The sequence below is a fragment of the Aquipuribacter sp. SD81 genome (assembly GCF_037153975.1).
GTDB lineage: Bacteria > Actinomycetota > Actinomycetes > Actinomycetales > JBBAYJ01 > Aquipuribacter.
Genome location: NZ_JBBAYJ010000012.1, coordinates 81,657 through 101,532, shown reverse-complemented (window position 1 = coordinate 101,532; position 19,876 = coordinate 81,657). Strand labels below are relative to the sequence as shown.

18 protein-coding genes are annotated in these 19,876 nt (G+C 76.8%); 6 read left to right on the top strand and 12 right to left on the bottom strand.

Annotated features, from left to right (window positions below; all coding sequences use genetic code 11):
- Window positions 1-50 precede the first annotated feature (50 nt).
- The 5 genes from WAA21_RS09325 (at window position 51) to fgd (ending at window position 4,978) form a co-directional block, all read left to right on the top strand.
- Complete coding sequence (locus tag WAA21_RS09325) at window positions 51-1,511, top strand: O-acetylhomoserine aminocarboxypropyltransferase/cysteine synthase family protein (RefSeq protein WP_336922510.1); 1,461 nt, start codon at window positions 51-53, stop codon at window positions 1,509-1,511.
- Window position 1,512: 1 nt separating this feature from the next.
- Window positions 1,513-2,835 (top strand): LLM class flavin-dependent oxidoreductase, encoded by a 1,323-nt coding sequence (locus WAA21_RS09320; protein ID WP_336922509.1) that lies wholly within the window; start codon window positions 1,513-1,515, stop codon window positions 2,833-2,835.
- A 60-nt stretch (window positions 2,836-2,895) separates the two neighbouring features.
- Complete coding sequence (locus tag WAA21_RS09315) at window positions 2,896-3,336, top strand: SRPBCC family protein (protein WP_336922508.1); 441 nt, start codon at window positions 2,896-2,898, stop codon at window positions 3,334-3,336.
- A 179-nt stretch (window positions 3,337-3,515) separates the two neighbouring features.
- The gene (locus tag WAA21_RS09310) at window positions 3,516-3,866 is read left to right on the top strand and encodes an STAS domain-containing protein (RefSeq protein WP_336922507.1); all 351 of its coding nucleotides are present in this window, start codon (window positions 3,516-3,518) and stop codon (window positions 3,864-3,866) included.
- A 101-nt stretch (window positions 3,867-3,967) separates the two neighbouring features.
- Entirely contained in the window at window positions 3,968-4,978 is a 1,011-nt protein-coding gene (gene fgd / locus WAA21_RS09305; RefSeq protein ID WP_336922506.1) for a glucose-6-phosphate dehydrogenase (coenzyme-F420), read from the top strand.
- 25 nt (window positions 4,979-5,003) lie between these two features.
- On the opposite strand, the gene WAA21_RS09300 is transcribed toward fgd, so the two are convergent.
- Complete coding sequence (locus WAA21_RS09300) at window positions 5,004-7,043, bottom strand: putative bifunctional diguanylate cyclase/phosphodiesterase (protein WP_336922505.1); 2,040 nt, start codon at window positions 7,041-7,043, stop codon at window positions 5,004-5,006.
- Window positions 7,044-7,261: 218 nt separating this feature from the next.
- Between WAA21_RS09300 and WAA21_RS09295 the strand changes: the two genes are divergently transcribed.
- Window positions 7,262-7,936 (top strand): nuclear transport factor 2 family protein, encoded by a 675-nt coding sequence (locus WAA21_RS09295; protein ID WP_336922504.1) that lies wholly within the window; start codon window positions 7,262-7,264, stop codon window positions 7,934-7,936.
- 67 nt (window positions 7,937-8,003) lie between these two features.
- On the opposite strand, the gene WAA21_RS09290 is transcribed toward WAA21_RS09295, so the two are convergent.
- The 11 genes from WAA21_RS09290 to WAA21_RS09240 form a co-directional block, all read right to left on the bottom strand.
- The gene (locus WAA21_RS09290) at window positions 8,004-8,906 is read right to left on the bottom strand and encodes an HDOD domain-containing protein (protein ID WP_336922503.1); all 903 of its coding nucleotides are present in this window, start codon (window positions 8,904-8,906) and stop codon (window positions 8,004-8,006) included.
- Window positions 8,903-11,041 carry a putative bifunctional diguanylate cyclase/phosphodiesterase gene (locus tag WAA21_RS09285; protein ID WP_336922502.1) on the bottom strand — a complete coding sequence of 713 codons (2,139 nt, stop codon included), beginning with the start codon at window positions 11,039-11,041 and terminating at the stop codon, window positions 8,903-8,905. The genes WAA21_RS09290 and WAA21_RS09285 overlap by 4 nt, the downstream gene beginning before the upstream one ends.
- A 176-nt stretch (window positions 11,042-11,217) precedes the next feature.
- A complete protein-coding gene (locus WAA21_RS09280; RefSeq protein WP_336922501.1) occupies window positions 11,218-12,252 on the bottom strand; it encodes a CopD family protein in 1,035 nt (344 codons plus the stop codon).
- Entirely contained in the window at window positions 12,249-13,325 is a 1,077-nt protein-coding gene (locus tag WAA21_RS09275; RefSeq protein WP_336922500.1) for a hemolysin family protein, read from the bottom strand. Before WAA21_RS09275 ends, WAA21_RS09280 begins: the two co-directional genes overlap by 4 nt.
- Complete coding sequence (locus WAA21_RS09270) at window positions 13,322-14,746, bottom strand: hemolysin family protein (RefSeq protein WP_336922499.1); 1,425 nt, start codon at window positions 14,744-14,746, stop codon at window positions 13,322-13,324. The genes WAA21_RS09275 and WAA21_RS09270 overlap by 4 nt, the downstream gene beginning before the upstream one ends.
- 173 nt (window positions 14,747-14,919) lie before the next feature.
- Complete coding sequence (locus tag WAA21_RS09265) at window positions 14,920-15,981, bottom strand: ABC transporter ATP-binding protein (RefSeq protein ID WP_336922498.1); 1,062 nt, start codon at window positions 15,979-15,981, stop codon at window positions 14,920-14,922.
- A complete protein-coding gene (locus WAA21_RS09260) occupies window positions 15,978-16,778 on the bottom strand; it encodes an ABC transporter permease (protein ID WP_336922497.1) in 801 nt (266 codons plus the stop codon). Before WAA21_RS09260 ends, WAA21_RS09265 begins: the two co-directional genes overlap by 4 nt.
- Window positions 16,775-17,596 carry a molybdate ABC transporter substrate-binding protein gene (gene modA / locus WAA21_RS09255; protein WP_336922496.1) on the bottom strand — a complete coding sequence of 274 codons (822 nt, stop codon included), beginning with the start codon at window positions 17,594-17,596 and terminating at the stop codon, window positions 16,775-16,777. Before modA ends, WAA21_RS09260 begins: the two co-directional genes overlap by 4 nt.
- On the bottom strand, window positions 17,593-17,988 hold the full coding sequence (locus WAA21_RS09250; protein WP_336922495.1) for a TOBE domain-containing protein: 396 nt from the start codon (window positions 17,986-17,988) through the stop codon (window positions 17,593-17,595). The genes modA and WAA21_RS09250 overlap by 4 nt, the downstream gene beginning before the upstream one ends.
- A gap of 67 nt (window positions 17,989-18,055) precedes the next feature.
- Window positions 18,056-18,832 carry an ABC transporter permease gene (locus tag WAA21_RS09245; protein ID WP_336922528.1) on the bottom strand — a complete coding sequence of 259 codons (777 nt, stop codon included), beginning with the start codon at window positions 18,830-18,832 and terminating at the stop codon, window positions 18,056-18,058.
- Window positions 18,833-18,905: 73 nt separating this feature from the next.
- Window positions 18,906-19,865, bottom strand: a complete 960-nt coding sequence (locus WAA21_RS09240; RefSeq protein ID WP_336922494.1) for an ABC transporter ATP-binding protein — start codon at window positions 19,863-19,865, stop codon at window positions 18,906-18,908.
- Between the last annotated feature and the right edge of the window lie 11 nt (window positions 19,866-19,876).

The following is a 19,876-nucleotide window of genomic DNA, read 5'->3' as shown; positions in this document are numbered from 1 at the left end:
ACCCGTCGCCGCGCCGCGCGGCCGGCGACCCCAGCACCCGAGGACCCGCCATGACCGTGACCGACCCCTGGTTCGACGTGCTCGCACCCGTACCGGCCCACCCCCTGACGGCCCCGACCACCGGCGCCCCGACCCACGAGGCCCTGTCCGGCAGCGAGACGGCGCCGTCCGACCCGTGGGCGCCGCGCGGGTTCGCCACCCGCCAGGTCCACGCCGGCGCCGAGCCCGACGCCCTCACCGGCGCCCGCGTCGCGCCGGTCCACGTGAGCGCGGGATTCGTGTTCGACGACTTCGAGCAGGCCCGCGCCCGCTTCGCCGGCGACGAGGAGGGCTACACGTACTCCCGCGTCGCGAACCCGACGTGCGCGGCGCTCGAGCGGCGCCTCGCCGCGCTCGAGGGCGGGACCGACGCGGTGGTCGTCGGCAGCGGGCAGGCCGCCGTGACCGTCGCCCTGCTCGGGCTGCTGCGGGCCGGCGACCACCTGCTGTCGGCGCGCAGCGTCTACGAGGGCTCGCGCGGGCTGTTCACCGAGAACTTCGCGCGGTTGGGCATCGAGGTCGACCTCGTCGACGACCACACGGACCCCGAGGCGTGGCGCCGGCTCGTCCGGCCCACGACGCGGGCGTTCTTCGCCGAGTCCGTGCCCAACCCCACGAACGACCTCGTGGACCTGCGCGCCGTCGCCGACGTCGCTCACGCGGCCGGGGTCCCGTTCGTCGTCGACAACACGCTCGCGACGCCGTACCTGCTCCGGCCGCTGGAGCACGGGGCCGACGTCGTCGTGCACTCCGCGAGCAAGTTCCTGTCCGGGCACGGCGCGACCCTCGGCGGGGTCGTCGTGACCGGGACCGGCTTCGACTGGGCGGCGCGCGAGGACCGGTGGGAGCACCTCACCGCGCCCAGCGCGCTGCTCGGCGGGAGCAGCTGGGTGCAGCGGTACGGCCGGCGCGCGTACGTCGAGCACGCCCGGCACGTCGTCGCGGCCCGGCTCGGCCCGACCCTCGCCCCCCTCAACGCGTGGCTGCTGCAGCAGGGCGTGGAGACGCTGTCGCTGCGGGTGCGGCAGCAGACCGACAACGCCCTCGTGCTCGCCCGTTGGCTCGAGGCGCAGCCGGAGGTCGCCCACGTCGCGCACGCCGGGCTCGCCTCCAGCCCGTCGCACGACCTGGCCCGGCGCTACCTGCCGCGCGGCACCGGCTCGGTCTTCGCCGTCACGCTCGCGGGCGGTGAGCCCGCCGCGCGCCGGTTCGTCGACGCCGTCCGGCTCCTCAGCCGCATGACGCACCTCGGCGACGTCCGCTCGCTCGTGCTCCACCCCGCCTCGACCACGCACGCGCACCGCTCGCCGGCCGACCGCGCGGCGGCCGGGGTCCACGACGGGACGCTGCGGCTGTCGGTGGGGATCGAGGACGTCGAGGACCTCCTCGACGACCTCGCGCGCGGCCTCGCCGCGGTGCGCGCCGGCGACGGCGCGACCGGCGTGACCGGCGCGACCGCGACGGGCGCCTGACGTGGGGCGGCTGCAGCACGTCGGCTGGTTCTTCTCCCGCGGCTTCGGCCCGCAGGGGTGGGGCCGCGAGGACTGGCGGTGGGGCTGGCGCTGGACCGACCCGCGGCTGTACCAGCAGGCCGTCCGCGAGCTGGAGCAGGCGGGCCTCGACCTCGTCGTCATGGAGGACGCGCTGAGCCTCGGCAGCCCCGAGACGCTCCATCTGCGCGTGCGCGAGGCCTACGGGGGTCCCAAGCACGACCCGCTCCTGCTCGCGCCGTACCTGTTCGACGTGACGTCGCACCTCGGCCTGGCGCCGACGGTCAACGCGGGCGTCACGCCGCCCTACCTCGCGGCCCGTCAGGCGGCCACCCTGCACCACCTGTCGGGCGGGCGGTTCGGGCTCAACGTCGTCACCGACACCGGCTCCGCCCGGCACGTCGGCGCGGCGCCGCTCGGGCACGACGCCGCGTACGACCGCGCGGAGGAGTGGACCGACGTGGTGCGGGGCCTGTGGCACTCGTGGGAGGACGGTGCCCTCGTCGCCGACCCCGCGACCGGCCGCTTCGCCGACGGCGACCGCATCCGGACGCAGCGGTGGAGCGGGGCGCACTTCGACGTGACCGGCCCGCTCAACGCCGTGCCGTTCGACGGCCTCGGTGACCCCGTCGTCGTCTCCCCGGGCGGGTCGCCACGCGGGCTGGCCTATGCCGGGCGGAACTCCGACGTGCAGCTGGCGTACGCGCCGCTCGACGCCGGCACCGTGCGGGCGTACCGCGCGAGGGTCCTCGACGCGGCCGCGGCGGCGGGTCGGACGGCGGACGACGTGCGCGTCCTGTTCGTGCTGAAGCCGGAGCTGCTGCCCAGCCGCGAGGAGGCCGACCGGGTGGTCGAGGCCTCGCGGCACCCCGACGAGGCCGTGCTCCTGCAGGTCGCCGCCGCGCAGTCCAGCGACCTCGAGACCGACCTCACCGCCCTGCCGCTCGACGAGCCGCTGCGCGCGTCCGCCTTCGGCGAGCACGTCTCGCAGGGCACGGTCCGCGGGCTGCTCGGCAAGGAGGGCGAGCTCGGGGTCGACACGCTGCGGGAGCTCCTCACGCGCAAGGCGCGCAAGGGCCGGCTGTCCGCGCGAGAGGGGTTCGTCGGCACGGCCGAGGAGCTCGCCGACTTCGTCGAGGAGCTCGGCGAGGACGCGGGCAACGACGGTGTCCTGCTGTCCGGCGACCTCCACCCGACGACGGTGCACCGAGTGCTCGACGACCTCGTGCCGGTCCTGCGGCGGCGCGGGGTGCTGCGCGAGGGGTACGGCGACGGCGGGGTGCGGGGCAACCTCTTCGACTTCTGAGCCGACGGCCGGATCCGGCGGGTCGGAGTGAGCGGCCCGCACGACGGGTACCTCTGCCGCATGTCCGACCACGAGGCCAGCCGTCGGCTCGACGCCGACCCGGACGCCGTCTACGCCTACCTCTCCGACGTCCGTCACCTGCCGGAGTACTTCCCGCAGATGACGGCCGCGGAGCAGGTGCCGGGCGAGGACGCCGTCCGCACCACCGCCGTCCTCGAGCCGGACGAGGCCGGTCTCCCGGACCAGGACGGGCCGCGGGAGGTGCACGGCGAGGCGTGGTTCCGCACCGACGACGACGCCCGCCGGGTGCGCTGGGGCAGCGAGGGGGCCTCGGACTACGCCGGTGACCTCGTCGTCACCCCGGACGACGGCGGTGCGCGGGTCGAGATCCGTCTCCACGCGCCCGCGCACCACGCGGCCGAGGAGTCGGTCGACGAGGCGCTCGAGCGCGCCCTCGACGCCATCGCGACCGCGGCCGGGCCCGCGGGCGACGGGGCGTGACGGACCGGCAGCCGAGGGTCGGCGACCCGGGCGGGGCCGAGGGAGCGCCCCCGCCGGACGACGCGGACGCGGCCTCGACGTCCGTCCTCTCCCGCCGCGACGTGCTGATCGCGTCACGGAACGGTCACAGGCTGGTGCGTCGCGGGGTACGGACCCGCCCGAACGGGTACACACGGGTCATGACCTCGACGCCGAGGGGGGACGACGGCGACCGGCGCGGCCCCGACGTCCTGGCCCCGGGCCCCGCCGTCGTGGAGGTGGGCCCGCGCCTGCTGGCGAGCGAGGCCCCGCGGCTGCGCCGCTCGGTGCACCTGGTCTCCGCCGAGCACGACCTGGTCGAGCTGCGCGTGCACCAGGTCCAGGCCTTCGACGCCGCCGGGCTCGGGCTTCTGCTAGGCCTCCACCGCCTCGCTCGCTCTCACGGGGCGGCGATGGTCGTCGTCGGGCCGCCGCCGCGCCTCATGACCGCGCTGCGGCGGCGCGGCCTGCACAAGGTGCTCGTCGTCGAGGTGTCGCTGCCCGAGGACTGAACGCGCGGACCGAGCCGGGGTGCGGGGCCGAGGACCCTGCCGGCACGGGTGGCGTGCCCCTCCGGCTGTCGGAGGCGTCCCCGGGCTGCGACCCTGGAGCGGTGGCAGGGCTGAGGATCGGCTACAAGGCGTCGGCGGAGCAGTTCGCCCCCCGCGAGCTCGTCGAGCTGGGGGTGCGCGCGGAGCAGGCGGGCATGGACTCCGCGTTCGTCAGCGACCACTTCCAGCCGTGGCGGCACGAGGGCGGTCACGCCCCCTTCGCGCTGTCGTGGATGACGGCCGTGGGCGAGCGGACCGAGCGCCTCGTCCTCGGCACGTCGGTCATGACGCCGACGTTCCGCTACAACCCCGCCGTCGTCGCGCAGGCCTTCGCCACCATGGCGTGCCTGTACCCCGGCCGCGTCGTCCTCGGCGTCGGCACCGGGGAGGCACTCAACGAGGTCGCCACGGGCTTCACCGGCGAGTGGCCGGAGTTCAAGGAGCGCTTCGCCCGGCTGCGGGAGGCCGTCGACCTCATGCGCCGGCTGTGGCAGGGCGACCGGGTGACCTTCGAGGGCGAGCACTACCGGACGCAGGACGCGAGCATCTACGACGTCCCCGACGGCGGCGTGCCCGTGTACGTCGCGGCGGGCGGCCCCGTCGTGGCCCGCTACGCCGGCCGCGCGGGCGACGGCTTCATCTGCACGAGCGGCAAGGGCATGGACCTGTACACCGAGAAGCTCCTGCCGGCGGTGGCCGAGGGGCTCGCGAAGGCGGAGCGGGACCCTGCGGGCATCGACCGCATGATCGAGGTCAAGGTGTCCTACGACCGCGACCACGCCGCCGCGCTCGACAACACCCGGTTCTGGGCGCCGCTGTCCCTCACGCCCGAGCAGAAGCACAGCGTCGACGACCCGGTCGAGATGGAGCGCCTCGCCGACGAGCTGCCCATCGACCAGGTCGCCCGGCGCTGGGTCGTGGCGAGCGACCCCGACGAGGTCGCCGAGGCGGTGCGGCCCTACGTGGACGCGGGCTTCGACCACCTCGTCCTGCACGCGCCCGGGCACGACCAGCGGCGCTTCCTCGAGCTGTTCGAGGCCGACCTGGCCCCCCGGCTGCGCGCGCTGGCATGAGCGCGCCGCGGCCCGGTCGGCGCGGTCACACCACGTAGCCGGGGCGGGGCCGACCGAGCAGGAACCCCTGCGCGTACCGGGCGCCGGTGGAGCGCACGGCCTCGTACTGCTCGGGGGTCTCGATCCCCTCGACCACGCAGTGCGCCCCCACGGCGCGCGTCATCTCCACGGCCGTGCGCAGCACCGCCGAGCGCCGGGAGTCGGTGAGGTCGGTGAGGAACGTCCGGTCGATCTTGACGAGGTCGACCGGGAGGCTCGCGAGGTGGCTGAGGCTGGAGTACCCCGTGCCGAAGTCGTCGACCGCCACCCGGACCCCCAGCTCGCGCAGCTCCCGCAGCTGGTCGATGACGCTCGTGCTCGACGGCAGCACCTGCGACTCCGTCATCTCCACCACCAGGCCCTCGCTGGGCAGGCCGGTCGCCTCCAGCGCGCGGCGCACCGTCCGCACGTAGTTCCCGCTCACCAGCTGCTGGGCGGACACGTTGACCGTCACGAACGAGTCCCGCCGGGTGATGCCGCGCCAGCGCGCGGCCTGCCGCAGCGCCTCCAGCAGCACCCACGCGCCGACGTCGACCATGAGGCCGCCGGCCTCGGCGGCGGGGAGGAAGTCGGCGGGCGTCAGCAGCCCGCGGCGCGGGTGCCGCCAGCGCAGCAGCGCCTCCGAGCCGACGACGGTGCCGCTGCTGACGTCGACGATGCCCTGGAAGTGCAGCTCGAACTCCTCGCGCGGCAGCGCGTTGGCGAGGTCGGCCTCGAGGGCGACGAGGTCGATGACCTTGCGGCGGTGCTGCTCGGTGAAGACGGTGTAGCGCGCCTTGCCGCTGCCCTTGGAGGCGTACATCGCGATGTCGGCGTTGCCGAGGACCGCGTCGGCGTCGGTCTGCCCGGCCGCGGGGAACACGACCCCGACGCTCGCCCGCAACGACACCGCCTGGCCGGAGACGAGCACCGGCCGGGCGATGGCCTCGACGACCCGGTCGTACACCGGGAGCCACTCCTCCTCCTCGCCGCACCCCTCGAGCACGAGGACGAACTCGTCGCCGCCGAGGCGCCCGACGGTGTCCTCGTCCCGGACCGCCGCGGTGAGGCGGGTCGCGACCTCCTGCAGGAGGGCGTCGCCGTGGCGGTGCCCCAGGGTGTCGTTGACGGCCTTGAAGCCGTCGAGGTCGAGGAAGGCGACGGCGACCCCGGTGCCCTCGCGCGCGCTGCGCTGCAGGGCGTGCTCGACCCTGTCGCGCAGCAGCACCCGGTTCGGCAGCCCGGTGAGGGCGTCGTGCGTCGCGGCGTGCAGCAGCCGCTGGGCGTCGTCCCGGGCCTGCGAGACATCGCGGAAGACCGAGAGCACCCGGTCCTCGTCGATGCGGATGACGACGTTCTCGTACGTGCCGGGCCACGTCCCGTGCTCGCCCACCTCGACGAGCAGCCGGCTCGTGCGACCGGTGCGCATGGTGTCCAGCAGGGCGTCGAACAGCCCGGTGCCCGCCGCCTCCGGGAAGAACTCCTGCACCGGCCGGCCGACCACCTCCTCGGGGCGGCGGCCGGCGAGCCCGGCGCGGTTGAGGCGGACGAGGCGCGCGTCGACGACCTCGCCCGCGTCGTCGCGCTCCGCGTGGTAGATCGCGAGACCGTCGGGGGAGGCCTCGAGCGCGGCCGTCACCGTCGCGCGCTCCTCCTCCACGGCCGCCAGCAGGTCGTCGGACACGAGCATGGTCCGCGCCGTCGGGTCGACGTCCTCCACCTGCACGACGGTCCACACCCCCGCCTCGTCCTCGTGCTGCCGCCAGGTCCACCGGCTCCAGCGCGGCGAGCGCCGCTCGATCGCGAGCCGGCACGTGAAGCGGCCACCGCCGTCGCCGGGGTGGGAGCGGGCCCACTGCGCCTGGAAGGTGCCGTGGTCCTCGGCGGCGACGAGGCGGGCGAGCCGGGTGCCGACGACCTCGGCCGCGTCCCGGCCGACGAGCCGGGCCAGCGCGGCGTTGCACTCGACGACGACGCCGTCGGAGTCGGCGAGCGCGACCCCGACGGGGCTGTCGGCCACGGCGGCCCGCAGCCACGTCTCGTCCACGTCGCACCTCCCGTCGACCGGTGTGGGGACCACCCGGGTCGGCGCCCCCCTTCCCGCGGCGCCCGTGCCCGGTCTACCACCGGTCGACCTGCGGTGACGCGACCCTACGAGGACTCACCCTCATGGCGCAGCCCTACGCGAGGGCGACCGGGGAAGCCCGGACGGGGCGCTGCCGCGAGCGCGGGCGGGCGCACGAGCCCGTCCCTATGCTCGGGCGGGTGGTGGTGACGGCGTCGGTGGAGCGGCTCCGGGCGGCGCTGGCCGCGCGCGACGTCGACGCCGTCGTGGCGTGCGCGCACGAGGACGTCGTGGTGAGCGTGGACGGCGACGCCGCGGACGTCGTCGGCCGCGACGAGCTGAGGGCGTGGCTGGAGCGGCTGCGCGACGCGACCGCCGACAGCCGCTGGGTCGTGCACGTGTCGTCGCGCGGCGACGGGTCGCCCGCGGCCGTGGAGGACGAGGTGACGCTCGCGTGGCGCCCGCTGCCCGCCTCGGCCGGTTCCGGTCCCGCGCGGCCCCGCTGGGTCGTGGTCGCGGGCTCCGTCCGTCTCGAGGTCGCCCCGGGTGACGGCGCGCTCCGGCGGGCGCGCGTGCGCGTCGACCGGGCCGCCGTCGCCGCGCAGCTCGCGGGGGCCGAGCGGCTGCCGGCCTCCTCGGTGCGCACGGAGGTCGCGCTGGCCACGTTCGACCCCGAGGCGTCCCCGCCCGTCCTGGACGAGCGGACGCTCGCGCCCCCCGCCGGGCACGGGGCGAGACGGGCCGGCCGGGCGGTCCTCGTCGCGCTGGGCGTGCTGCTCGCGGTGGGCGCGGTCCTCGGCGGCCTGTGGTGGACCGACGTCCTGCCCGCCGGTCTCGTGCCGGACGGCCTGCTGCCGGAGCGACCGGCCGGCTGAGGACGCTGGGGAGGGCCGACGGGGCACTTCCCGGTGCCGTCGGGGTCCGGTCCCGCGCGCCCCGGGCTCAGGACTGCACGGCGCGCACGAGCTCCGCGGCCAGCGGCGGCACCCGGCGGGCGAGGGCGGCGAGGTCGTCCTCGTCGACCCGGCCTCCGGACATGTGGCGGGCGTCGAGCCCGCTGCTGCCCCAGCCGGTGACGCGGTCGGCGACCTCGCGCGCGACGAGCAGGCAGCGCGTCGTGGCGTCGACGCCGTCGGCGGGCTGGCCGAGGGGCCACGAGTCGAGCGTCTGCAGGGCGGTGGCCATGTCGGGCGGGAAGCTCCACGCGCGCAGGGCCGACGCGGACACCGACACGTGGGAGACGCCGTAGCGGCTGCGCTCGGCGGCGGCGAGAGCGTGCCGGCCGACGGCCTCGCCGGCCAGCCGCGTGTACTCCCGCTCGTCGGCGCGGTGCAGCAGCGCCTGGCCGATGCCCGACAGCAGGCCGAGGCAGAACGCGTCGGGGCCCTGCAGCCCGAACCGCCGCGCGAGCTCGCCCGCCGCGACCGCCGCGGACGCGCTGCGCTCCCAGAAGCCGTCGGGCACCGCGCGCTCGCTGTCGAACCCGGCCGCCGCCGACAGCGCGATCGTGCGGACGGTGGTGAAGCCGACGACCGTGACCGCGAAGCCGAGGGTCCGCACCCGACCGGACAGGCCGTAGTACGCCGAGTTCGCCAGCCGCATGAGCCGCGCGGTGACGCTCGCGTCCGCTGCGGCGACCGAGGCGAGCTGCGCGGCGCTCACGTCCTCGTCGTGGGTGAGCTGGACCATCCGCGCCGCGACCGGGCGCTGCGCCGGGAGGTCGTCGAGGGAGGCGAGGAGCTCCTCGAGCACGACGGGCCCCGTCAGCGTCTCCGGGGCGGGCTGCTCCGGCGGTGCCGCCCCACGGGACACGGCGTCGGCGAGCACCGCGCGCAGGGGGCTCACGCCGCCGCCTCGCGCTCGCGGACCCAGCGGGCGAGGTCGTCGCCGGTCATGCCGCGCGCCCAGAGCCAGCCCTGCGCGTACGTGCAGCCGAGCGCGCGCAGCGCCGCGGCCTGCTCGGGGCGCTCCACGCCCTCCGCGACGGTCGACAGCCCCAGGGCGCGGGCCAGCGAGACGACCGCTCCGGCGAGGGCGCCCCCGTCGCCGTCCTCCGGCGCGCCGCCGGTCTCCAGCAGCCCCGTGACGAAGGAACGGTCGATCTTGAGGTGGTCCACCGGCAGGCGGCGCAGGTGGGCGAGCGAGGAGTAGCCGGTGCCGAAGTCGTCGATCGCGACCGCGACCCCGGCCTGCCGCAGCCCCCGCAGCACCTGCCGCGTGGTGGCGGGGTCGGCGACCAGGGCGGACTCCGTCACCTCCAGGCAGAGGACGTCGGCGGGCAGGCCGTGCCGGGCGAGGGTCCCGGTCACGGTGCCGACGAAGCGGGGGTCGCCGAGCTGGTGGGGTGACACGTTGACCGCGACCCGGCGCGGGGCGCGCTCACCGAGCTGCTCCCGCCAGCGCACCACCTGGGCGCAGGCCGCGTCGAGGACGGCCTCCCCGAGCCGGCCCACGAGCTGGTGGGCCTCGGCCAGCGGCACGAACACGTCGGGCGGCACGGACCCGCGCACCGGGTGCTGCCAGCGCGCCAGCGCCTCCACGACGGGCAGCGGGCCCGGCGACGTGCCGTCGCCGAGGTCGGGGCCGCCGCTCGGCGCGAGGGCGACGATGGGCTGGTAGACGACGCCGATGCCGACCTGGGCGCCGTCGTGCGTGCGCTCCCCGGCGTTGTCGTCCAGGGCCGTGCGGAGGTCGGCGAGCAGGCGCAGCTCGTCGCGGGCGGCGTCGCGCGTCACCTCGTCGCACAGCGCGTAGCGGTTCTTGCCCAGCGACTTCGCGCGGTACATCGCGATGTCGGCGTCGCGCAGCACGTCCTGCGCCGACACGCCGCCGGCGTCGACCCGGGCGACGCCCATGCTCGCCGACGGGTGCACGCGCAGGGTGCCGATGTCGGTCGGCTGCGTGCACACCTCGAGGACGCGGGCCGCGAGCTGCTCGGCCTCCTCGTCGTCGTCGACGCCGTGGCACACGACGACGAACTCGTCCCCGCCCATCCGCGTGACGACGTCCTGGTCGCGCACGGCCGCCCGCAGCCGGCGCGCCACGTCGACGAGGAGCGCGTCGCCCGCGTGGTGGCCGAGGGAGTCGTTGACGAGCTTGAAGTTGTCGAGGTCGAGGAACAGGACAGCGAGCCGGGGGCTCGCCCCGCGCGCGGCGAGCACGGCGCGCTGCAGGTGCTCGAAGAGCGCGGCCCGGTTCGGCAGGCCGGTGAGCGGGTCGTGCCGCGCCTGGTAGGCGAGCTGGCGCTCGAAGGCCCGGCGTTCGGTGACGTCCTCGGCCGTGCCGACGAAGCCTGACCCGTGGCGCGGGTTGGTCGTCGGGGCGAGCCGCAGGTGCACCCAGCGCTCGCCGTCGGCGCCCTGGAGCCGGGCGAAGGTCTCCGCCGCCTCGCCCTCCAGCGCCGCGCGGGCGCACGCCGTCACCGGCTCGAGGTCCTCGGGGTGGACGAGGTCGAGCCACGCGGTGCCGAGGACCGACTCCGCGGGCAGCCCCACCAGACGGGTGAAGGCGTCGTTGACGTGCGCGAGCCGGAGCCCCACGTCGGACAGGACGGTCGGGACGGGTGTGCGCTCGGCGAGCGCGGTGAAGCGGCGCTCGACGGCCCGCAGCGCCTCGGAGTCCGCCTCGACGGGTCGGCGCTGCGCCGGGACGGCGGTCAGCACCCACAGCGGCTGCCCGGGCACGGGGTGGCTCGTGACGCGGACGGCGGTGCGGGTGCCGTCCGCGGCGCGCAGCGAGCCGTGGCCGGCGCTGCCGCGCGCGGTGCCGAGCAGGTCGTCGCGGGACTCCAGGAGACGGGCGAGCGGGGCGCCGGCGATGGTGCCGCTCGCGGCCCCGAGGACCGTCTCGGCGGCGGGGTTCACCCACTCGACCCGTGACGGGTCGCCGGCGCGCACGACGAGGACCGCGTCGTCGGCGACCTCGGCGGCGTGCAGCAGCGCGTGCCGCACACCGGGGTCGAGCCGGTCCTCTCTCGTCACCGTGGTCCTCCTGGGCCGCCGCCGCCCGTCCGTGGGTGGCGAGGGGCCGGTGGTCGGCCCCAGCAGGGAGATCGGCAGCCGGCGCACGCGCTGTAGCGCGCGGCGCGCGGGTGCCCCCTACCGGGTGAGGGGGCGGCGGCGCCGGGGCAGGCCCGCCGGCCCCGGCGCCCGGACGCTCAGCCGGGGGGCGGCGTGCGGGCCAGCGCGACCGCGACCGCCACGACGAGCACCATGACGACGACCTCGACGGCCAGGAGGCGGGCGAAGGCGGACCGGCCCGCGCCGGCCAGCGCCGCGGCGACCCCCCGGCGCCGGTGCCACCAGCCGAGCCCGGCGAGCGCCGCGAGGCCGAGGGCCTTGACCGCGAGCAGGAGACCGTAGGACGTGGTCCACAGCTGCTCCGGCGCGGTGACGCGCAGGCCCGCGTTGAGCACGCCGCTGGCCGCGACGACCGCGACGCAGCCGAGGGCGAGGGTGCTGAACGACCCGACGACGCGTGCGGCGTCCCGGACCTGCACCCGGTGGTCGGCCACGACCAGCACGGTGAGGACGACGACACCGCCCACCCACAGCGACGCGGCGACGAGGTGCAGCGACAGGCTCGCCACCGCGAGCTCGTGGGCGGAGGCGGCGGCGGAGTGGCCTGAGAACGCGGGCGGCACGAGCGCGGCGGTGGCCAGCACGAGGAGCGCCGCGAGGGCCGGCGGCGCGTGCTCCGGCTCGCGGTCGCGCAGCACCGCCGCGGCGACGGCGAGGACGACCGCGGCGAGCAGCACGAGCAGCAGGGCGCGCGACTGGGGCAGCGACGTGAACGCGCGCTGCACCTGCCACGTCAGGGTCTCCGGCACGGTGCGGCCCGACAGGTCGGAGGCCGTCAGCACGTACACGGCGGCGGTCGCGACCGCGAGTCCCACCGCGGCGGGCACGAGCAGGCCGAGGGCCCGGCGCACCGTCACCGCCAGCGGGGCCGCGAGGACGGCGACGAGGGCCGCGCCCACCGCGAGGACGCCGAGCAGGTCCTGCGCGAGGCGGGCCAGCGGCAGCCCGGTCGTCGTGAGCGGGCCGGGGTCGGCGAGCGTGCCGGGCCGGGCGCCGCCGCCGGCCACGAGCAGCCCGACCACGAGGACCGAGGCGGCCACGACCGTGAGGACGGCCGTCGCGACGACGGTCGTGCGCTCGGGCGGTGACGGCGGCGCGGCGGTCGACGTCACGTCGTGGCGCCCTGGCCCTGCCGCCGGCGGGGGCCGGCGCGGTGGGCGGGGTCGCGCACCTCGCCGATGAGCTCCTCGAGCGCGTCCTCGAGGGCGACGAGGCCGACGACCTCCTCCCCGCGCACCACCCGACCGAGGTGCGCCCCGGCGGCGCGCAGCGCCTGGACGACCTGCTCGACCGAGGCCGCGGCCTGCACGTCGGGCAGCGGGTGGCGCGACCCCGCCGGCACCGGGCGGCCGTTGACGCGCTCGCCCTTCGGCGGCAGGACGTCCTTCACGTGGACGTACGACACGGGCTCGCCGGAGGCGTCCACGAGGGGGAAGCGCGAGAACCCGGTCTCGACCGTGGCGGCGTGGACGTCGCTCGCGCGGGCGTCCGTCGGCAGCGTCCGCACCTGGTCGCGCGGGACCATGATGTCGCCGGCTGTGCGGTCGACGAGGTCGAGGGCGCCCTCGAGGAGGCCGACCTCCTCGGTGTCGAGCAGGCCCTCGCGGCCGGACTCGCCGATCATCGTCGCGACCTGCTCGCGCGTGAACGCGCTCGCCACCTCGTCGGTCGGCGTCACCCGCACCGCACGCAGCAGCAGGTTGGCGAGGCCGTTGAGCAGGACGATGACGGGCTTGAGCGCCGTCACGACGCCGTACAGCATCGGCCCCAGCACGAGGGCCGAGCGCTCCGGCCCGGCGATGGCGATGTTCTTGGGCACCATCTCGCCCAGCACCATGTGGAGGTACACGACGATCGCGAGCGCGATCGCGAAGGCGATCGGGTGCACGAACGCCTCGGGCACGCCCAGGCCCTCGAACACGGGCTCGAGCAGGTGCGCGACGGCGGGCTCGCCGAGCGCGCCGAGGCCGAGGGAGCACGCGGTGATGCCGAGCTGCGCGCCCGCCATCATGAGCGAGACGCGCTCCATGGCCCGCAGGGTCGTGCGCGCGCCGCGCCTGCCCTCCTCGGCGAGCGGCTCGATGCGCGAGCGGCGGGCGCTGATGAGCGCGAACTCGGCGCCGACGAAGAAGGCGTTGCCCGCCAGCAGCAGGACGGCCACGAGGACCGCGGTCTGGTCGCTCACCGGCGTGCCTCCCTCGTGGCGGGGACGGCCTCGGCGGCCGCCGGGTCGTCGTCGTCGCGGCGCGACCCGGCGCCGCGCCCACCCCGCGTGGCGGGGCCGCGCTCGTCCGGGTGCCCGTCCTCCTCGCCCGGCGCGGGCGGGGTCGCGCGGACGGTCTCGACGCGCATGCCGTCCATCGCGACCACGTGCAGCCTCCAGCCCTCGACGTCGACCTCGTCGCCCGTCTCCGCCAGGCGGCCGAGCCGGTCCACGACGAGGCCGCCGAGGGTGTCGTAGTCGCTGTCGTCCTCGGCGGGGATGCCGAGGTCGCGCAGCTCGTCGGGCCGGAGCAGGCCCGAGACCTCCAGCGAGCCGTCGGGGCGCTCGGTGTAGCGGGTCTCCGGCGCGTCGTGCTCGTCCTCCACCTCGCCGACGAGCTCCTCGACGAGGTCCTCGAGCGTGACGACGCCCGCGGTGCCGCCGTACTCGTCGACGACGAGCGCGAGGTGGCTCTGCGTGCGGAGGATGACGAGGAGGTCGTCGAGGTCGACGGACTCCGGCACGACGACGGGGGCGTCCATGACGGCGACGGCCCGCGTCTGCGCCCGCTGGTCCTCGGGCACGCGCAGGCACGTGCGCAGCGACACGACGCCGACGACGTCGTCGGAGCCGCCGCTGCCCGTGACGGGGAAGCGGGAGTGCCCCGTGGTGCGCGACAGCTCGACGACGTCCTCCAGCGTGGTGTGGCGCTCGACGAAGTGGACCTGCCCGCGCGCGGTCAGCACGTCCGCGGCGGTCCGGTCCGCGAAGGACAGCGAGCGCTCCAGCAGCGTGGCGGTGCGCGGCTCGAGCGTGCCGGCCTCCGCGGAGCGGCGCACGAGGGACTGCAGCTCCTCCGGCGAGCGCGCGCTCGCCAGCTCCTCCTGCGGCTCGACACCGAGGCGGCGCAGCAGCCAGTTCGCGTTGCCGTTGAGGAAGCGGATGAGGGGGCCCGCGACCCGGGTGAAGCCGCGCTGGAGCGGCACGACGACCACCGCGGTGCGGAACGGCTGCGCGATGGCGACGTTCTTGGGGAACAGCTCGGCCACGATCATCTGGAAGCCGGTCGCCACCACGAGCGCGAGGGTGATGGCGACGACCGGCACCGCGCCCTCGGGCAGGCCCGCCGACGTCAGCGGCGGGCGCAGCAGCGCCGCGAGCGACGGCTCGGCGAGGAAGCCGACGAGCAGCGACGTCACGGTGATGCCGAGCTGGGCGCCCGACAGCTGCGTCGACAGCGTGCGCAGGCCCTCGAGCACGCCCGACGCGCCGCGCTGCTGCGCGTCGACGCGGTCCTCGACCTCGCCCCGCTCGACGGTGACGAGGCTGAACTCGGCGGCGACGAAGAGCCCGTTGAGGGCGACGAGCAGCAGGGCCACCCCCAGGTAGACCCACTCGGTCACGGTGCACCCCCGCCCAGGCGGGGGCCGCTACTTGACGGCAGCTCGGACGCGGTCTCGGGGGACTCGCCCTCGGGGGGCGGCAGCGGGTGTGAGCCGGACATGGTGCTGACCAGTATGGGGGAGCGCGCCCGTGCGCGGGAGCCTCGCGGCTCCGGCGGTGGACGGCGCCACCCTCACGCCGGGTGGACGGCGACCTCCGTCGCCTTGAGGCCCACCCACACCCGCCGTCCGGGCGCGAGCCCGAGGTCGGCCGCCGCGAGGGCCGTCACCTCCGCCGTCGCCTCGGTGCCGTCGTCGGCGAGCAGCTGCACGCGGACGGTGTCCGCACGCGGCTCCAGGCCCCGCACGTCCGCCTGCCACACGTTGCGCACCGACGTCGCGGGGGGTCGCGCACCGAAGAGCACGACGGCGCTCGGGGCGAAGGTGAGCAGCACCGGCCCGTGGGGTGCGCCGGTCACGGTGACCTCCCTGCCGCCGGGCAGGCGGACGCGGTGCCCGGACGCGACGCCCTCCCACCGGTTGAGGCCCACGAGCCGCGCCACGTAGTCGGTCCGCGGGGCACGCGCGACGTCGCGCGGCGCGCCCGCCTGCACGACGCGGCCGCCCTCCAGCACGACGACCCGGTCACCGAGCACGAGCGCGTCGACGGGGTCGTGCGTGACGACGACGGTCGGCACGCCCACCTCGGCGAGGTGGTGGCGCAGCTCGGTCCGCACGAGCAGCCGCGTCCCTGCGTCGAGGGCCGCGAGCGGCTCGTCGAGCAGCAGGGCGTCGGGACCGGCCGCGAGGGCGCGTGCGAGGGCGACGCGCTGCTGCTGCCCGCCCGAGAGCCGGGCCGCGCGCCGGTCCGCGAGGCCGGTGAGGTCGAGCCGGGCCAGCCACGGCCGGGCCGCGTCGCGGGCCCTCGCCCGCGGCAGGCCCGCGGCGCGCAGCCCGAACGCGACGTTGTCGAGCACGTCGAGGTGGGGGAAGAGCAGGTGGTCGGCGAAGACGTGCCCGACCCGGCGCTGCGGCACCGGCACGTGCCGGCCACGCGCGGGCTCGTCGAGCACCCGGCCGCCGCACTCGACGCGGCCGGCGAGCAGCGGCACGAGGCCGGCGACGGCCTGCAGCAGCGTCGACTTGCCCGCCCCGTTGGGGCCGACCACCACGACGACCTCGCCCGCCGCCACGCCGAGGTCGACGGCGAGGTCGAGCGCCCCGCGGCGCACGCGCACGTCGGCCCGCAGCGTCACCGGCCCACCGCCCACCAGCGTTCGCGCAGGAGCAGCAGGACGGTCACCGAGACGGCGAGCAGGACGAGGGAGAGCACGACGGCGGCGTCCGGGTCCGTCTCGAGGAACAGGTAGACCGCGACCGGGGTGGTGCGGGTCGTGCCGGGCAGGCTGCCGGCGAAGGTGATGGTGGCGCCGAACTCGCCGAGCGCCCGGGCGAAGCACAGCACCGCCCCGGCCGCGAGCCCCGGCACCACGAGCGGCAGGGTGACGTGGCGGAACGTGAAGGCGCGGGACGCCCCGAGGGTGGCGGCCGCGTCCTCGAGCCGGCCGTCGAGCGTGCGCAGCGCCCCCTCGACGCTCACGACGAGGAAGGGCAGGGCGACGAAGGTCTGCGCGAGGACGACCGCGGCGGTGCTGAACGGCACCGTGACGCCTAACCACACGTCGAGCGGGCGGCCGAGCAGGCCGTTGCGGCCGAGCAGCAGCAGGAGCGCGACGCCCCCCACCACCGGCGGCAGGACGAGCGGGACCGTGACGAGCGCCCGCACGACACGCCGGCCCGGCAGCGAGGTGCGCGCGAGCAGCCACGCCAGCGGCACACCGAGCAGCAGGCACAGCAGGGTCGAGACCGTCGCCGTGCCGAGCGACAGCCCGAGCGCCTGCCGCACCTGCGGGTCGGTGACGACCTCGCCGAGGCGCGACCACGGCGTGCGCACGACGAGGGCGAGCAGCGGCAGCACGAGCAGCGCGACCGCGAGGGCCCCGGGCACGGCGAGGGTCCACGGCACCGTCGCCCGCCGGCCGTGGTCCGTCACGGCACCTCGAAGCCGGCCCGGCGGAGGGCCGCGGCCCCGGTCGCGGAGGCGAGGAGGTCGACGAGCTCGCCGGCGGCCGCCGGCTCGGCGGCGCCGGCGAGGACCGCGGCCGGGTAGTCGGTGGCGGCGGCGTCCTGCAGGTCGGCGGGCAGCGGCAGGGACTCCACCGCCCCGTCGGCGGCGGCGACGTCGGTCGCGTACACGAGCCCGGCGTCGACCTCGCCGAGCCGCAGCCGGCTGAGGACGGCACGCACGTCCTGCTCGAGCGTGTCCGGTGCGGCGGTCACGCCCGCCGCGTCGAGCACGCGCTCGGCGGCGGCCCCGCACGGCACCTGCTCGGCGCACAGCGCGACGAGCAGGTCGTCGGCGGCGAGGTCGGCGAGCCCGTCGACGCCTGCCGGGTTGCCGGCGGGCACCGCGAGCACGAGGTGGTTGGTGGCGACGACGACGGGCTCGCCGGCCACCGCGCCCGCGTCGACGGCCCGGGCCATGGTCTGCGCCGACGCCGTCACGAGGACGTCGGCGGGGGCCCCGGCGAGCACCTGCTGCACGAGGCCCGAGCTGCCGGCGAAGGAGAACGTGACGGTCGTGCCGGGGTGCTGCTCCTCGAAGGTCCGGCCGACGTCGGGCAGCACGTCGGACAGCGAGGCGGCCGCGAGGACCACGAGCGTCGTGTCCCGCGGAGTGTCCCTCGCCGGGTCCTGCGCCCCGGCGGCGGGTCCCGCGGGGTCCGCGGCCGCGCCGCACGCGGTCAGCAGGGCCACCGCACCGGTGAGGGCGGCGAGGAGGGTGACGACGAGCCCGCCGGAGGGCCTCACGTGGGGACCTCGAGCCCGACGTCGGTGGCCTTGACGACCGCGGCCACCCGCGACCCGACCTCGAGCCCGAGCTCCTCGACGGCCTCGCGCGAGACGAGCGAGACGAGGCGGTACGGCCCCGCCTGCACCTCTACCTGCGCCATGACGGTGTCGACGGTGAGGCGGGTGACGAGACCCGTGAGCCGGTTGCGCGCGCTGGGTCGGGTCCGCTCCCCGACGGGCGGGGTCCGGGCCACCTCGTGCGCGAGCGCGGCGAGGGCGGCGCCGTCGACGACGCGGACGCCGGCGGCGTCGCGCGAGGCGGCGAGCCGGCCGTGGGCCACCCACCGCCGGACCGTGTCGTCGCTGACGCCGAGCAGCGCGGCGGCCTCTCCGATCCTCATCTGCGGCACGACACCACGCTAGCCGTCCGCACGTGCGGCTAGCAGTGGGGGAGAGCCCGACGAGTCCGGACGTTCGTCAGCTGAGGACGTCCTTCGAGGTGAACCTCGCCCACGCGAGCGCGCCGAACACCGCGACGTAGCCCGCCTGCAGCAGCGCGTTGAGGCGGAAGGACTCCCACGCCACGGGGTCCCGGAGCACGTCGGCGACCTCGAACCAGCGGTACGTGAGCAGCCACGGGTGCACGACCTCCACCTGCGGGATCTGCCCGACCACCTGCGCGACCACGGCGACGGTGACCGTCGCCGCCATCGCGCCGACCGGCACGTCGGTGAGCGTGGAGATGAAGACCCCGACCGTGCCGAGCCCGACGAGCGACACCGTCACGTAGGCGGCCGCGAGCAGCGCGCGCCCGAAGGACTCCCACGGGGTGATCGTCCCGCCGGACAGCACGGCGACGTCCTGCGCGCCGAAGACGGCGAGCCCGACCGCGGCGCCGGTGAGCACGACCGTCAGCGTCGCGGCCAGGCAGAAGGCGACGACGCCGGCGAGCTTGACCGCGAGCAGCCGGGTCCGCCCGGCCGGGGACAGCAGCAGGTAGCGCAGGGTCCCGGTGCCGGCCTCGCCGGCGACCGCGTCGCCCGCGACGACCCCCACGGCCAGCGGCAGGAACAGCGGGACGCAGATGACGAGCGCCGTCAGCCCGACGAACAGCCCGTTCTGGGTGACCCGGTCGAGGAACGGGGGTCCGTCGCCGGCACCCACGGGGTCGGACAGCCGCACGGCCACCGCGATGAGCACGGGCACGGCCGCGAGCACCGCGAGGATCGCCAGGTGCCGGCGCCGGGTGAACATCGTCGCGAGCTCGCTGACGAGCAGCGGGTCGACGACCCGTCGCCGGGTACCGCCTCCGGTCGCCGCCCCGGTGTCAGCCACGGACCTCGAACCCCTCCCCGGTGAGCTCGACGAAGCGCTCCTCGAGCGTCTGCGCCCGCACGTGCACGCCCCGCACCCGCACCCCGGCGGTCACGAGCGAGGCCACGACGTCCTCCACGGCAGGTGCGCCGTCGCGCGGCAGCGCCGCGACGAGCGTCGCCGCGCGGTCGTACGCGGCCCCGGCGCCTGCGGTGGTGCCGAGACCCCGCGCCTGCAGCACGCGGCGGGCCTCGTCCGGGTCGGGCGTGAGGAGCACGAGCTCGCGCTCGCTCTCCTCGGCGAGCCCGGCGAGGGTGCCCTGCGCGACGAGGCGGCCGCCGCTCATGACGCCGACGTGGCTGCACACCTGCTCGATCTCGGCGAGCAGGTGCGAGGAGACGACGAGGGTCGTGCCGTCCGCCGCGAGCGAGCGGACGAGCGTGCGCACCTCCCGCGTGCCCTGCGGGTCCAGGCCGTTGGTGGGCTCGTCGAGCACGAGCAGGTCCCGCGGGCGCAGCAGCGCCCCGGCGATCCCGAGGCGCTGCTTCATGCCGAGCGAGTACGCCTTCACGCGCTTGCGCCCGGCGCGGGCGAGCCCGACCCGCTCCAGCGCCGCCCCCACCCGCGCCCGGCGGGTGCGCGGGTCGGCGTCGCGGTCGGCGGCGTCGAGCCGGGCGAGGTTCGCCGGCCCGGACAGCCACGGGTAGAACGCCGGCCCCTCGACGAGCGCGCCGACCCGCGGTAGCACGTCGCGCCACGACGCGGGCATGGGCGAGCCGAGCAGCTCGACCTCGCCGCCGCTGGGACGGGCGAGGCCGAGCAGCACCCGGATGGTCGTGGTCTTCCCGGACCCGTTCGGGCCGAGGAAGCCGTACACGGCCCCGGCCGGGACGGCGAGGTCGACGCCGTCGACGGCGACCTGCTGCCCGTAGCGCTTGGTGAGGCCGGTGGTGCGGACCGCGAGGTCGCTCACCCGCTGGACCG

Excerpts from the sequence above, each read along its gene's own strand:
- WAA21_RS09325 (WP_336922510.1), top strand. The coding sequence starts at position 51 with ATGACCGTGACCGACCCCTGGTTCGACGTGCTCGCACCCGTACCGGCC.
- WAA21_RS09315 (WP_336922508.1), top strand. The coding sequence starts at position 2,896 with ATGTCCGACCACGAGGCCAGCCGTCGGCTCGACGCCGACCCGGACGCC.
- WAA21_RS09310 (WP_336922507.1), top strand. The coding sequence starts at position 3,516 with ATGACCTCGACGCCGAGGGGGGACGACGGCGACCGGCGCGGCCCCGAC.
- WAA21_RS09245 (WP_336922528.1), bottom strand. The coding sequence starts at position 18,832 with ATGTTCACCCGGCGCCGGCACCTGGCGATCCTCGCGGTGCTCGCGGCC.